The 13,202-nt window shown below is 69.0% G+C and carries 12 protein-coding genes; 5 read left to right on the top strand and 7 right to left on the bottom strand.

The features are described from left to right. Positions 1-174: 174 nt before the first annotated feature. The 3 genes from ACWGIU_RS12975 to ACWGIU_RS12965 all read right to left on the bottom strand — a co-directional run bounded on the left by ACWGIU_RS12975 (position 175) and on the right by ACWGIU_RS12965 (position 3,228). Complete coding sequence (locus tag ACWGIU_RS12975) at positions 175-1,428, bottom strand: cytochrome P450 family protein (protein ID WP_453705176.1); 1,254 nt, start codon at positions 1,426-1,428, stop codon at positions 175-177. A gap of 58 nt (positions 1,429-1,486) precedes the next feature. Beyond that, on the bottom strand, positions 1,487-2,311 hold the full coding sequence (locus ACWGIU_RS12970) for a methyltransferase domain-containing protein (RefSeq protein WP_453705174.1): 825 nt from the start codon (positions 2,309-2,311) through the stop codon (positions 1,487-1,489). 365 nt (positions 2,312-2,676) lie between these two features. Continuing rightward, positions 2,677-3,228, bottom strand: a complete 552-nt coding sequence (locus tag ACWGIU_RS12965; RefSeq protein WP_453705172.1) for an EF-hand domain-containing protein — start codon at positions 3,226-3,228, stop codon at positions 2,677-2,679. Positions 3,229-3,575: 347 nt separating this feature from the next. Between ACWGIU_RS12965 and ACWGIU_RS12960 the strand changes: the two genes are divergently transcribed. Beyond that, positions 3,576-4,448: an SDR family NAD(P)-dependent oxidoreductase gene (locus tag ACWGIU_RS12960; RefSeq protein WP_453705170.1), complete on the top strand. Its 873-nt coding sequence runs from the start codon at positions 3,576-3,578 to the stop codon at positions 4,446-4,448. 750 nt (positions 4,449-5,198) lie between these two features. On the opposite strand, the gene ACWGIU_RS12955 is transcribed toward ACWGIU_RS12960, so the two are convergent. Next, a complete protein-coding gene (locus ACWGIU_RS12955) occupies positions 5,199-7,049 on the bottom strand; it encodes an FAD/NAD(P)-binding protein (RefSeq protein ID WP_453705168.1) in 1,851 nt (616 codons plus the stop codon). A gap of 6 nt (positions 7,050-7,055) precedes the next feature. After that, entirely contained in the window at positions 7,056-8,357 is a 1,302-nt protein-coding gene (locus ACWGIU_RS12950; RefSeq protein WP_453705166.1) for an aminotransferase class I/II-fold pyridoxal phosphate-dependent enzyme, read from the bottom strand. Between the two features lie 43 nt (positions 8,358-8,400). Here ACWGIU_RS12950 and ACWGIU_RS12945 point away from each other — a divergent pair, with 43 nt between their 5' ends. Next, on the top strand, positions 8,401-9,399 hold the full coding sequence (locus ACWGIU_RS12945; protein WP_453705164.1) for a phosphotransferase: 999 nt from the start codon (positions 8,401-8,403) through the stop codon (positions 9,397-9,399). Between the two features lie 17 nt (positions 9,400-9,416). On the opposite strand, the gene ACWGIU_RS12940 is transcribed toward ACWGIU_RS12945, so the two are convergent. Continuing rightward, positions 9,417-10,091 carry an MOSC domain-containing protein gene (locus ACWGIU_RS12940; RefSeq protein WP_453705162.1) on the bottom strand — a complete coding sequence of 225 codons (675 nt, stop codon included), beginning with the start codon at positions 10,089-10,091 and terminating at the stop codon, positions 9,417-9,419. 228 nt (positions 10,092-10,319) lie between these two features. Between ACWGIU_RS12940 and ACWGIU_RS12935 the strand changes: the two genes are divergently transcribed. The 3 genes from ACWGIU_RS12935 (at position 10,320) to ACWGIU_RS12925 (ending at position 12,708) form a co-directional block, all read left to right on the top strand. Next, positions 10,320-10,655: a PCC domain-containing protein gene (locus tag ACWGIU_RS12935; RefSeq protein ID WP_453705160.1), complete on the top strand. Its 336-nt coding sequence runs from the start codon at positions 10,320-10,322 to the stop codon at positions 10,653-10,655. 76 nt (positions 10,656-10,731) lie between these two features. Continuing rightward, on the top strand, positions 10,732-11,514 hold the full coding sequence (locus ACWGIU_RS12930; protein ID WP_453705158.1) for an aldo/keto reductase: 783 nt from the start codon (positions 10,732-10,734) through the stop codon (positions 11,512-11,514). A gap of 96 nt (positions 11,515-11,610) precedes the next feature. Beyond that, the gene (locus tag ACWGIU_RS12925; RefSeq protein ID WP_453705156.1) at positions 11,611-12,708 is read left to right on the top strand and encodes a hypothetical protein; all 1,098 of its coding nucleotides are present in this window, start codon (positions 11,611-11,613) and stop codon (positions 12,706-12,708) included. Between the two features lie 285 nt (positions 12,709-12,993). Here ACWGIU_RS12925 and ACWGIU_RS12920 read toward each other — a convergent pair. Then, positions 12,994-13,202: hypothetical protein (locus tag ACWGIU_RS12920; RefSeq protein WP_453705154.1), on the bottom strand; the 209-nt coding region annotated here is incomplete at its 5' end.

The raw sequence follows: 13,202 nt of genomic DNA, 5'->3' as shown, positions 1-13,202 counted from the left end.
GCAGCACGCGTTCCGCGCAGGCGGCGAGCCTGCGGTGGTCGACGCCGCCGTGCAGACGCTCGTGGAGCACGCAGTTGAACTGCGGTGATTCCGGCGTTCGGGATCCGACGGACCAGACGTCTCGTTGGTACGACGTCAACGGGTGCGGTGATCCGGGGTGCGTGTTCAACTGTGTCAGTTTCCTTCGAGCCGTACCGGGATCTCCCGGTGGCCGTTGAAGATGAGGGAGGGCAGCGGGGCAAGACGGTCGGGACCGACGGCGAGTCCGAGGCCGGGGAACCGGGAGAAGAGCGCGGACAGCGCGATACGACCTTCCAGCCGGGCGAGTTCGGCTCCCAGGCAGTAGGTGGGGCCGTGGCTGAAGGCCAGGTGCTCGCGGACGGTGGGGCGGGTGATGTCGAAGAGGTCGGCCCCTTGGCCGTGAACTCCGGGATCGCGGCCGACTGCGGCGTAGTTGATGACGAGGGCGTCGCCCCGCTCGAACGTCAGCCCCGTCGGCTCGTCGTGGAGGTCCTCGGTGGGGAAGCGCATCATGAAGCTGGCCACCGGGGCCTGGTGGCGCAGCGTCTCCTCCACGACCCGGTCCCAGCCGACCCCGCCCGACACGGCCAGGTCCCGCTGTTCCGGATGGGTGAGCAGGTTGACCACGGCGTGGTCGAGCAGGTTCGCCGTGGTCCCGTAACCGGCGCCCAGCACCATCCAGATGTTGTCGCCCACCTCCCGCTCGTCGAGCAGGCCCTCGCGGTGCGCGTCGACCAGCGCGGTGGCGATGTCGTCGCCGGGCCGCTCGGACTTGAGCACGATCAGCTCCGCGAGGAGCCGCGCGGCCTCCGCCTCGGTGGCACTCGCCTGATCCGCGCTCAAGTCGGTTGTGAAGACTATGTCGTTGACGGCCTGGAAGCCGTCGTGCATGGATTCCGGAAGCCCGACCAGCGTGGTGACCGTCCGCCACGGCAACCGCGTGGCGAACCACTTCCGCAGGTCCACGACCCCGTCGGGAGCGAGGGCCGCCTCCCGCGCGAGGTCGTCGAGGAGTACGGCGGTGGTCTGCTCGATCCACGGCGCGAGCGCCCGCACGCGGCGGGCGCCGAACGCAGGCACCAGGGGGTGGCGCAGCCGTGTGTGGTCGGGCCCGTAAGCGGTCTGGACCGTGCGGATGTCGACCCAGATCCGCAGGGGCCAGTCGGCGGGGAGGTCGCCGTCGACGAAGGCGGGCCAGTGCTGGTGGGCGTCCTTGGAGACCCGGGGGTGGACCAGTAATCGCCGGACGAGTCCCGGGTCGGTCACCGACCAGGCCGGTACGCCGCCGGGCAGTTCGACCCGGGCGGCCGGCCCCGACGCGCGCAGCACCCCGGCTTCGCCGTGGATGTCCGCGGCGCTGCCGTCCAGGGGGTAGGGGCAGCGGTCGCGGGAGGGAGGGGAGGACATGGGTGACGACCTCGGCGGCGGTAGGGGTGCTCGGCGACGAACGGTGGTACTCGACGCCTCAGCGGCGAACGGCGGTCAGGAGCCCGTAGCGGAGCTCCGGGACCTCGAGGAAGAACCAGTGGCCCAGGTCGGCCGCCGTCGCCCATTCACGCGACGTCTCGCCGCTGGAGTTGTCCGCGGCGTTCCGCCAGCCGTTGATCATGCTGTCGTAGCAGCGCTGCACGTTTTTGGTGATGTCGGTGTGGTCCACCACCTCGAGACCGGCCTCGCGCAGCAGCTCCCCGTACATGTCGGTGGTCAGGGAGAACTTGAAGTACGCGTACGCGTCGGCCATGCGGGCCGCATCCGGCCCGGTGAGCTCGCCCGCGAGGCTGTGCTCGGCGATGACCAGCCGGGCGCCGGGGCGCAGGACCCGTGCGATGTGCCCGAGGGCCGCCTTCTTGTCCTTCATGTGCATAAGGGACTCAATGGCGTACGCGCCGTCGAAGGTCCCGTCCTCGAAGGGGTTCTCCATGGCGTCGGCCAGCCGGAACGTGGCCCGTCCGGGGAGGGCCGGGGAGAGGGGACGGCTGTTGGCCAGGTCCACCTGGTAGTCGCTGACGCTGATGCCGGTGATCTCCACGGCGTGGTGGGCGACGATGCGCGCCGCGGTGCTGCCGTGGCCGCAGCCCACGTCGAGCAGGTGCTGCCCCTCGGCCGGGGCGAGGCGTTCGGTGACGAGGTCCGTCAGCCGGTCGGTCGCCTCCCGCATGGAGCTGTCGTCCGCGTCGTCCTCCCAGTAGCCGACGTGGATGTTGCCGCCGAGGGCGTGGTCGTACACGTCCGTGTGACGGTCGTAGAAGGTCCCCACGTCGCCGGACGTATGACGGTTCTGCGTCAGCATGAGGGAGACCTTTCACGGTTGGTTGAGCCACGTGCCGTGGCTGGGGCCGGTCTGTGCGCCGGCTCCTACGGTGCAAAGAGCGGTGAGCGTGTCGATGGTGCCAAGCGAGCCGGTCGGAACGGGCGAACGAGCTGCGGTTTCACCGTTTCGGGGACACGGGTCTCACCTGTCCGGCGGAACGGACGCCGGCTGAGCGATGGGCGGAGCCGTGAGGGAACGCCGCCGGTCGGACGAGGCCGCGCCCCCGGCACACGCGCCCGCCGGGCACGCCCGTCGCCTCCAGAGGAGGTGCGAGGTCGTGCCCGGCGGAGTGGATGCGGTGAGCGTGGTCACGCTGTCGGCCCGTACGGGTCGACCGGATCCGCTCAGACGCGCCCGAAGAACAGGCTGCCCGGCGCCTCCGGGTCGTTCGACAGGAAGTGCTCGCGGACGGCGCGGATGAACTCGTGGCGCGAGATCGCGCCGTCACCGTCGGTGTCCAGCTTCGTGAACATGTCCATCGCGTCGGGGGCTTCGCTCTTCCACACGTCCCGCAGGAAGCGCTCGAACTCGCCCTTGCTGATCTCGTTGTCGCCGTCGACGTCGATGACGTCGAAGATCGCGTGGCCGCCGCCCTCGGTGACGTTGAGGCGGCTGGTGTCGACGACGGCGAGACGGTTGGCCGTGACGAACTGGTCCTTCGTCAGCCGGTCTCCGTCCACGCCCGCGTGGCGCAGCAGCTCCAGCCAGTAGATCTGACAGAAGCTCTGCAGCGCCCTGGCCCGGCGGTCGTTCTTGTCGAGCTTGTACGCCTGGATGTAGCGGTCGGCGAGCTTCTGGTAGTCCGACCAGTCCAGGTAGCCGTCGTGGTTGGCGTCCATGGTGTCGAAGGTGCGCTCGAGCTTGGTGGTGATGACGTCCTGTACTGCGGCGGTCACGTGTCCTCCGTGGGGACAAAGGGGGGATGTACACGAGCACCTTTGCGCGAGGTACATCCCGCACAAAAGTGCTCATCCCCGTCTTCCACTCCTTCGGCCCAGCCGGGCCACTCGTAGGAATGCGTTCGGCACGGGCCGCCGCACATACTGAAGTCCCGCCCACGGAAGCGGATGGCCGTGCGCGTTCGCCGGACGCCGTCGGCTCCGAGGGCCGAAAACGCCGCCCGCGTCACCGTTGCCACGACGGCTAGAGGGCGGCACGACCCGCCGCCCGGGCCGCGGGGCACGGCCCAGCCCGCCTCCCAGTTCTCAACCGGAGTGAACACGTGTCGAAATCGTCGGGTCCGATGTCACCTGCAGGCCGGGCCGTACTGATCACCGGGGCCTCCTCCGGCCTGGGGGAAGCCTGCGCACTCCACATGTCCCGGGTCGGCTTCCACGCCCTCGCCGGAGTCCGCCGCCCCGAGGACGGCGAACGGCTGCGTGCGGCTGCGGTCGGCCGGCTGACCCCGGTGATCGTCGACGTGACGGAGGAGAAGTCGGTCCGGGCGGCCGTGGACGAGGTGACCGGGCTGCTCGGCGGGGCCGGGCTGTGGGGACTGGTCAACAACGCGGGCATCGCGGTCACAGCTCCGCTGGAGTGCGTGCCCATGGAGCAGATGCGCCGGCAGCTCGACATCAACGTGATCGGCCAGGTGCAGATGGTCCAGGGCTTCCTGCCGCTGCTGCGTACCGGCTCCGGGCGGATCGTCAACGTGTCCTCGGGCCTCGGGAACGTCGCCCTTCCCTACCTCGGCGCCTACGCCGCCTCCCAGTTCGCCAAGGAGGCCCTCAGCGACGCGCTGCGCCGCGAGCTCGCTCCACAGCGCATCCCCGTCGTGGTGATCCAGCCGGGCGCTGTCCTGACCCCCCTCTGGTCCAAGATGTCCGACACGGGCCGCCGGGCTCTGGAGGGCGCCCCCGAGCCGGTCCGGGAGCTCTACCGCGACTCGTTCCTCGGCTTCATGGAGGCCAACGAGACCTCGGCCCGCAGCAGCCGCACGACCGTCGACGACGTCGCCCGGGTGATCTTCCGCGCGCTGGTCGCCGATCGGCCCAGGACCCGGTACACCGTCGGCCGCGACGCGGCCGGCAGCCGGGTTCTGTCCAGGCTGTTGCCCGACCGGGCCCTGGACCGGGTCTTCGGCGGCACGTCGGCCCTGAAGAACCTCAGGAACTGAACGCCCCCGACCGCCGCCGGCCCCGCCACACGAGAGGGCCCGGCGGCATTCTCCACCCCCTCTCGTGCGTACGCGATGCGTGAGCGGACGGTCCGGCGCCGCACGAGCGGAGCCGGTGCAGGAACACCTCGACTCGGCGTTGAACCGCTGAAGGTTCCTGTCGACGCACAACACCTCTGGGGGCCAACCGGTCTCGGAGTTGGCACCCAGAGTGCTCATGGGGCCAGGATCGGGTCGTCAGCTGCGTGATGAGGGCTCGTGCTTCGGGTGCGAGGCCGTCGAGGATCTCCTGGTAGTAGGGCGTGCCCGATCGAGTCGTGAGGTCGTGGACGGTAGTCCAGTTCTCGGCGATGAGCTGGAGGGCCTGCGCGCGCGGAGGATGGCCTCATGCCGGTGGGTGCGGTGCTCCTCAGCGCGCTGAGCCGCCTGGTCCCAGGTGTCGGCAGGTCACGGGGCCCGTATGTCAGGCGTCCTGTCGCTCCTGGTGCCCGGCCAGCTCCGCTCGTAGCCGCTCGGCCTCGGCCTCGGCCCGGCGCAGCCGGCGCTCCAAGACAGCGCGAGCCGGCGGCGGGTTCTCGGGCTTCGGCGCCTCATTGCGTGGAAGGAGCCAGCCCACGCGCTGATACGCAACAATCGCGCGAGCGTGGGGCCAGGTATGGCAAGACCGTTCCGGCATTGGACGCGGCCAGCCTGCCGCCAGCATCCGGCGGGTGTGTTCACGTTCGGCCTCGGGTTGCAGCATCGGGTCTGTCAGCCAACGCCGAGTGTACGCAGCGCGTCTCGGGCCAGTGCGTCGTTCTGCCGGAAGGACAGGCCATTGGCCCGCGGGCGGGTGAAGGTGGCGAAGTGGCGGATACTCGTGAACGGGCCCAGCGCGTAGCGCCGCGGATGTGGACGGCCCGAGGCGTCGACCACGCGGAAGTCGCCGGGCGAGACCCGTAGCAGGCCGGACCGGTGGGCGAAGCCGTCCCGGTCCGTGCGAACGCATTCGACGGCCTCGCCGCATTCGAGCAGCCCCCTCAGCAGTGCGTCCGGGCAGCGCCGCAGGTCGGATCTCGGCAGTCGCGCCTCGACGAACGACTTCGCGTCCACCGTATGCGCCGTGTTGGCACTGCCTGCCCGGAATACGCCACGGCTCTCGTCGGGGACCATCCACATCCCGGACCCCAGAAAGTTCAGGACGCCGGCTTCCGACAGGGCGACGAGTTGGCGTGCCCGAGGGCTGGGGGGACCACTGCAGACGTAGTCGAAGAACCCTTTCCACCAGCCGGCCACGTCGTTCGCCTCGGAACGCGCCGAGAGCCGCCCGGTACCGAGGATGGTGGCCAACTGTCCCGAGACCGACTTCAGCCCCCACACCGCGCCGAGGTCGGCGCTGTGCGCACCCTCACCGCGCCGTGCGACATCGGCGGCGATATGGCTGCGGACATGGGCCTGGAGGTCGGCGAACCTCTCGTACCAGACACCGTGGAGTGGTCTGTCGAGCTGACCGAGGTCGAGCCTGTCCACCGGGTCGGGAACACATGCCTTGACGTGGTCCTTCAACCGGCGTGAGTTCCAGACGGAGTCGGCGTAGCGCACCGAGAAATCCGCCCAGTCGACCGCCACCCGGTCCCGGTGGGCTGTGAACAGCTCGTGATAATAGGCCCAGCCGATCTCCTTGGCCATCAGCGGCCACAACTCGGTATGGAAGTCCATCTCCTGAGACGGCCGATACTCGAAGACCGACTCGTCGAAGAACCTGGGCAGCGCCGCAGGACCACTGGACGACTGGTAAGAGATCTTGGTCCGGTACGGCACGCCTCGTCTCGAACCCACGTACAGCTGTGGCTCCTCGCCGGAGGCCAGGTACCGCAGCCGGCCGTCGTCCCCCACGCGGTAGGCGCCGCCCCGGCCCTCGGTCAACATGACGGCGAGGTCCACGAACGCCAGCCCGAAGCCCCGCACGATGACCTTCTCCCGTGGTCGGAGCACGGACAGGTCCCCCTCGGCGGAATACGAGCGCGGAACGTACGCGAGACCGTGCCGGTCGGCGAACGCCGCGAGCTCGGCGGCCTCTTGGTCCTGTTCACCGTCGAGGTGGCCCAGAGCCAGGATGACGATGTCCGCCGGGAGACACTGCTCGCGGTCGGCGAGCCGCACCCGCTGCCTGCCGTCGGGCCCGCCGGTCAACCCGGTGGCTCGGGTCGCGTGAACCGATACGCTGACGTTGGTCGGCCGGTGCGCGACGATCTGGCTGAACACCCACGCGAGGTAGTCGCCTTGGAGCAGCCGGCTGGCGAAGATCCCCTCCTGGTCCGCGCCGCGCTCGCGTGACCTCCCCGCCCACTCGGCCAGCGACGGCCCGGGCCGGAGCGGTCCCTCGCACCGGACCGTCTCATCGGTGAACATCGTGATGTCCCTGGCCGGAACGTTGACCCACATGAGCGACGACTGTCCGGCACGCCACACTCGACCGGCTCCCGGCGGATACGGGTCCACGACGTGCACGTGCAGCTCTCGGGTGGGGAGCATCGCGGGGACGTTGGCGAGGATTCTCTCCAGCACACCGGTCGCCCGTGGTCCTGCCCCCACGATGACGATCTCGGCGGGGCCAGTCACCAGCGCCTACGCATTCTGCTCGATGCGCTGGAAGAGGCTCAGCAGGCCGCTGTCGACGCCCATGGCCGCGAGCTGGTCGTAGTCGTAGCAGTAACGCGGCTTCGCGAGGCGTGACTTGACGACGGCGACCTCCGCCCGGAGATCGTTGCGGCCTTCGCTCAGCAGCTCGGCAAAGATGCCGACCAGGTCGTCCACCTCCCGCTCGGTTCCTCCCCACCGGGTCATCTCGGCCATCGACATGCGGAAGACCGGGTGGCTGACGCCCGGAAGGTCCGGGAAAAGATTCACCAGCAGCCCCTGTCCGTAAAGGCGCCGGGAGAGGGCGGCCGCGTCGGTCCCCGGCGGGGGCAGGACCCACACCTGATGACAACGGGTGAAACCCTGTTCGGTCCTGATCACCGGGATCCCACGGTCGGAGAGTCCCCGCGCGAATCGCTGAGCGTTCTCCAGGACCCTCGACGCGTACTCCTTCCCGCCGCAGTCCCGCATCTCGATCAACGTGATGGCGAGGGAAACGGCCGCCGCGAGATGGTGCTGACTGACGAAGTGGTAAGCCACCGAACCGATGCGGTCGCGCAGTTCGGCATCGTTCGTCGCCAGGAACCCCTTGTGCGGACCGGGCAGCGTCTTATGGGTGGAACCGCCGAAGGCGTGCGCCCCCTGATCCAGCGGGCTGGGCAGCGCCCCGGCCAGTATGAGGCCGTTGGTGTGGCTGGAGTCGACGTACAGGACCGTCTGAGGTGACCGCCGGTCGATGAGTTCACGGATCGGCCGCGGGTCCGCCGGAAACAGCAGGCTCGACTGGTCGAGGTAGACAAGTGCCGGCCGCTCGGCGGTGAGCAGCCGACCGAGCCGCTCCACGTCGACGAAATGCGTGCCCCGCATGGGGATGGGCAGGGTCCTCGCGCCGAGGCGGTCCGCTATGGCCCCCGTGCTCGTGTGGCCGCCGCTCTCCACGGGTACGGTCAGCATCGTCTGCCCGCTGCGGCACAGGCTCGCGATGGCGATCGTCGCGCAATTCATGCCCGACATCGGGCGCACGTCGACGTACTCTGCCCGGGCCATCTGCCGCAGAACCGGCTCAAGAATCTCCATCTGTACGCGTCCGGCGTCGAGGCCACTGACGAAAGAGGTCCGGAAGTAGTCGAAGAAATAGCGTGCGTAGATGTCAGAGACGAAGGGGATCCGTGCGAGCGGCGAGAGGACGTTCTCACTCGGCGTGAAATTTATGGACCGGCGAGCCCTCGTGTCGTGGCTGCCGATGAGAGAAATCAGGTCGGTGATACCTGGGTTGTCCAATTGCATCATGTCCCCTAGCTATTGGATGCCCGAAGGAGCACCATCACGCTTCATGAAGGAAAAGCCTGAGGGCGTGGACGAGGCCGAGTTGATCTCGGCGGTGGCCGATGGGTGGACGATCGGCATCGGATCGGTGAAGTACCTCCCCGTGGGGGCCGGCAGCTACCACTGGGTCATGGTCGACGAGGCGGAACAGCCATGGTTCGTCACCGTCGACGACCTCGGTTCCGAGGGCGCCGGGGGCGACATCAGGGAAGGTGCCCGCATCCGACTGGAAAGCGCCTTCCGGACCGCACTCGTCCTTCGGCGGGACGCGGGTCTCCGCTTCGTTGTGGCCCCCCTCCCGACCCGGGCGGGAACGATGGCGCACCTCGTGACGCCGCGGCATGCGGTTTCCATACGCCCGATGGTGGACGGTGACGCGGGCCTCTACGGTGTGCACCGCGCGCAGGACCTGCCGGAGGTGGTCGCACTCCTCGCCGACCTCCACGCGGCCACTGCGGTCGCCGCGGCCGGGGCTCCTCGCACAGATCTGAGCCTGCCCGGCCGAAGCGGCCTCGAAGAGGCGTTGGATGCCCTCGACCGCCCTTGGCCGGGCGGCCCGCTCTCCGAACCGGCCCGCCGGCTGGTCCTCGCGCACGCCGGATATGTCCGTGAGCTGCTCGCCTACATGGACGCGCTCGTCCGCCATGTGCGGAGCACGGAGGCGGCGTGGGTCGTGACCCATGGGGAACCGCATCCGGGCAACCTGGTGCGCGGCCGCACAGGGCTGCGCCTCATTGACTGGGACACCGTGCAACTCGCTCCTGCGGAGCGGGATTTGTGGATGGTCGCGGCCGGCTCGACCGACGCCCTCCGGAGCTACACCCGCCGTACGGGCCGGGCCGTGTCTCCCGACGCGCTCGCCCTGTACGACGTTGCGTGGAAGCTCAGAAACATCGCCGCCTACGTCGCCGAGTTCCGCCGGCCGCACCGCGTCACCGGCGACACCCGCAGGTCGTGGCAGTTCCTCAGCCGATATCTCCGCGACCGCGGGGCGGCTCTTCCGTGAGAACGGCCGCGGGCCCGTCATGTTCGCGCCCCGCCCCGGGCCCGCCGGGCGGCCTTGTTGCGCTGGTGCGCGCTCAGGGCCTCGACATCCGCGAGCAGCGGAAGCAGTTCGGGCTCGCGCGTCATGGCGCGGAACACCACGCCGCTGGTGACGCCATGCCCCGGGCGCGAGAGGATGGAGATGGTATCCCCGGCGCCGACGTCACCCGGCACGATCACCCGCAAGTACGCACCGGGCAGAGCCTCCTGGACGAACTGTGTGACCCAGTCCTCGCTCCCGAGCCACTCGGCGAAGGTCCGACAAGGGAACCGGGTCGCGCAGACCTCCAGCACCGTCTCCGGGCCGACCTGCCAACGCTCCCCGATCAGCGCGTCGGTGGTCGCCACTGCGAGGGTGGTCAGGTTCTCGCCGAAGATCCCGTTCGGCAGGGGGCGATGGAGCTTTCTCTCCCAGAAATCCAGCTCTTCGCGGCCGTAGGCATAGACGGCCTGATCATCGCCTCCATGGTTGAGGAGGTCGCACACCTGGTCGCCGGCCACCGCGCTTCCCGTACTTCCCGCCGTTCCGCGCTTCCCCGGGGCGGCGATGCCGACCCGGCCGTCGACCGGGCGTTTGCCGATGGCGGTCTCCTGCACGGGTGCGTGTGCCGGTAGGTGAGCCCGGCCGGCGTTGAGCGACAGTAAGGAGCCCATATCCGGAGCATAGGGGCTCGGAGCAGGCCGGATGCTTCTCCTGAGTGGTCATGTTGCGGGAGCGGCAGGAGTGCATCAATTTTCTGTTCCGCGACTCTCATATGGCCGACTCGGGCACGCCTTTTCGGCCATGGCCTTGCCAACCTATAAGCGAGCGGAGAAGATGGGGAACCGTCCGCCACTGAAAGGAAGGCGCCCCTTGACGACAGCAATGAGAAAGCAGCCGCAGTGCTGTTGATACCCATAGCCCCGGGCGAAGAAGTTATCGGGACAATCGCCCTCAAGGCCGCCGAACAAGGAGTGAAGGACGGCGCCGTCGTATCGCTCATCGGGATGGTCCTGAAATGCGCTGTGAGCACCATGGAAAAGGGCGACCCGACGAATGACATCATCGTCGAATACTCCCAGGCTCTTGAGCTGAGCGGGAACGGTGAGATCAGGGACGGAAAGGTACACATTCACGCAGTCCTCGGCGCCGAGGGGAACAGGGCCGTGTCCGGGCATCTGCACTGGGCTACCACCGGAAAGGAGACGACCAACGCGTACATCGTGCCACTGGACTGAAGCACGGGCGAAGGGGGTTCACGTGACGGCGACCGGACCGATACTTCGAGAAGCCGTTCTGAACAATGGCGTCCGCATGCCGAGAGTCGGACTGGGGACATGGCGCTTGAAGGGGCCCGAGGGAGAGGCCGCTGTCCTTTCCGCTCTCTCGGCCGGCTACCGGAGCGTGGACACGGCGTCGCAGTACGGCAACGAGGAGGCGGTCGGCCGGGCGATCCGCCGATCAGGTGTCGCACGCGAGGAACTGTTCGTCACCACCAAGCTGTGGAACACGGAGCACGCCCACGACAGGGCTCTGCGGGCGTTCGACGCCAGCCTGTCCGAGCTGGGTCTCCAGTACATCGACCTCTACCTCGTGCACTGGCCCGCATTCCGGCAGGACAGATACGTCGAGGCGTGGCGGGCTCTTGAGAAGCTCTACGCCGATGACCGGGTCCGGGCGATCGGTGTCTCCAACTTCACGGTGCGGGCACTGGGCAGACTCCTCGACGAGACCGGCGTCGTACCGGCGGTCAACCAGGTCGAATTGCACCCCGGCTTCCAGCAGGCCGACCTACGCGCCTTCCACCTGGAGCACGGCATCGCCACGGAGGCGTGGAAGCCCCTGGGGCGGGGTGCGGAACTCCTCAGCGATCCGCGCCTGCGGGCAGTCGCCGATAAGCACAGGCGCACACCAGCGCAGATCGTCATCCGATGGCACGTCCAGTTGGGAAATATCGTGATCCCCAAGTCGGCGACGCAGTCGCGCCTCGCCGAGAACGCCGCCGTCTTCGACTTCGCACTGGAAGACAGTGACATGTCGGAACTGGGGCTGCTGAACTCCGGAGAGCGCCTCGGCGAAGATCCGGAGAGGGTCTGAGAGACGCTCGCCCGGGCGCGCCGTTCATCTGCCGCGGCCGCCCGTGGTCTGCCTCGACATCGCCATGCAGTGATCCCGGAAGGTGGACGTGAAACTGTGAAGAGCTTGTTGCCGCCGATCGTCGTACTGCCTGAACCCTTGACCCCTTGTAAGAGCGACCCTGCCTTCTCCGGGATCGAGGACGCGGCGGGGCTTGCCGGTCAGGCGGCCGGTGCCCTCGACCGGTTTCCGGCTTTCAGCGGTCCGCAGGTGCGAGAGGCGGGTCTCTGCGCGGCGCTGGCTCCCCTGGAGCGACTGGAATGTCTGCTGGCCGCCCGACTGGACAGCGGTGGCGAGGAGTTCGCCGCGAAGTCGCTCGTCCAGCGGTATTTCAGGATACGCACGGCCGATCTGGATTCTGCTCAGGCGTCCGCCCAGGCGATCGGCGTTCTCGTACGGTCACTCAACGATCTGCGTTCGGCGCCACTGGCCGGCGCCCAGACGACGCGGGAGACAGCGGCGATCCGGCAGGTGCTGATCGACCAGGGTGCCCATGGCGATGCGGCATGGGTCGACGGGCCCGGGCCACCGGGCCGGCCGCTTCCGGAACAGACGTCCCAGCACTGGTTCTCCCGCTGGATCAGCGCCCATCAGCTGCACGCCCTTTTCAATGTGCACGCCGCCCTGGCCATCGGCCGGGCCGTCGAGAATCTGCACGACCACGACGTGCAGTCGGCCACGGCGCACATCCGTCGCGCCACCGTCTATGTGAATGGCTTCTCGGCCGCCCGCGCACACGCCCTGGCGCTCCCGTCGTGGTTCTACAACGACGTGCTCCGGCCGTCGATGGCGCCTCCGCTGACCTCAGCCCCGCTCAGCGGAAGGATGCACCTTGAGTACAAGGCGTATAGGTCGCAGATATCGCGACTGCTGAACGAAGTCCCGCTCGGTCTCGGTGAGCTGGCGGACCACGAGCCCGACCTGGCCTTTGCCCGCGAGGCTCTCCTGGAGGCCGATCTGCTCGACTCCGAGAACCACGTCTGCCTGGTCGAACCCGTCGTGGGTCATGCCAAGTCCCTGATCCAGAACGCGAGCAGCAATGGCCACGCCCTGTCCATCCTGCGGGGCATACGGGATCGCCGGGCTGCCGGCATCCGCACTTTCGTCCGCGGCGGCCAGCTGCCGCCCGCGGAGGACGGCGCCGAGCGCAGCTGACCTGGCGGGGCAGGAGTCGTCGCAGTTCGGGAAGCCGCCGCACCGGCGACCGCGAGGGCGACGGCTGGACTGAGCGGTTCGGAGGATCCTGTGGAATGCGAATCCGCCCGTATCGCCCTTGCCGTGCAGGGCCTCGGCAGCCTTGAGGGGCGGGAGCGCGAAGGTCCGGGGATGCACCTGGACCAGTGCCCGCCGTGCCGTTCCGAGCCACGCGCGTTCGCCGTCCCGGCCGTGACCGCCCGGAGTGCGCCGCCCCGACGCCCTGCCCGCATTGCGGGGCTCGTTTCAGCGGTGAGGGATCGGCCGCCCGAGGGCGGTGGCGAGCTCGTCGAGGTGCCCTGCGACGGGACCCGCGGTGAGCAGGCCGCTTCCCGCTCCGGCCAGTTCCCTCTGCGCGGGCCTGAGCGCGGCGTAGGCCGTCTCTTTCGGATCTTGTCGGCCGAGCCCGCGGCGTCCGGTGCCGTGCCCGGCAAGGCGGAGGGGCGCCCGTGTAC

The sequence above is a fragment of the Streptomyces sp. NPDC054840 genome (assembly GCF_053611065.1).
The sequence above is the reverse complement of the archived record's forward strand: the minus strand, read 5'-3'. Positions and strand labels throughout refer to the sequence as shown.

Excerpts from the sequence above, each read along its gene's own strand:
- ACWGIU_RS12975 (WP_453705176.1), bottom strand. The coding sequence starts at position 1,428 with ATGTCCTCCCCTCCCTCCCGCGACCGCTGCCCCTACCCCCTGGACGGC.
- ACWGIU_RS12970 (WP_453705174.1), bottom strand. The coding sequence starts at position 2,311 with ATGCTGACGCAGAACCGTCATACGTCCGGCGACGTGGGGACCTTCTAC.
- ACWGIU_RS12960 (WP_453705170.1), top strand. The coding sequence starts at position 3,576 with ATGTCACCTGCAGGCCGGGCCGTACTGATCACCGGGGCCTCCTCCGGC.
- ACWGIU_RS12950 (WP_453705166.1), bottom strand. The coding sequence starts at position 8,357 with ATGATGCAATTGGACAACCCAGGTATCACCGACCTGATTTCTCTCATC.
- ACWGIU_RS12945 (WP_453705164.1), top strand. The coding sequence starts at position 8,401 with ATGAAGGAAAAGCCTGAGGGCGTGGACGAGGCCGAGTTGATCTCGGCG.
- ACWGIU_RS12940 (WP_453705162.1), bottom strand. The coding sequence starts at position 10,091 with ATGGGCTCCTTACTGTCGCTCAACGCCGGCCGGGCTCACCTACCGGCA.
- ACWGIU_RS12930 (WP_453705158.1), top strand. The coding sequence starts at position 10,732 with ATGCCGAGAGTCGGACTGGGGACATGGCGCTTGAAGGGGCCCGAGGGA.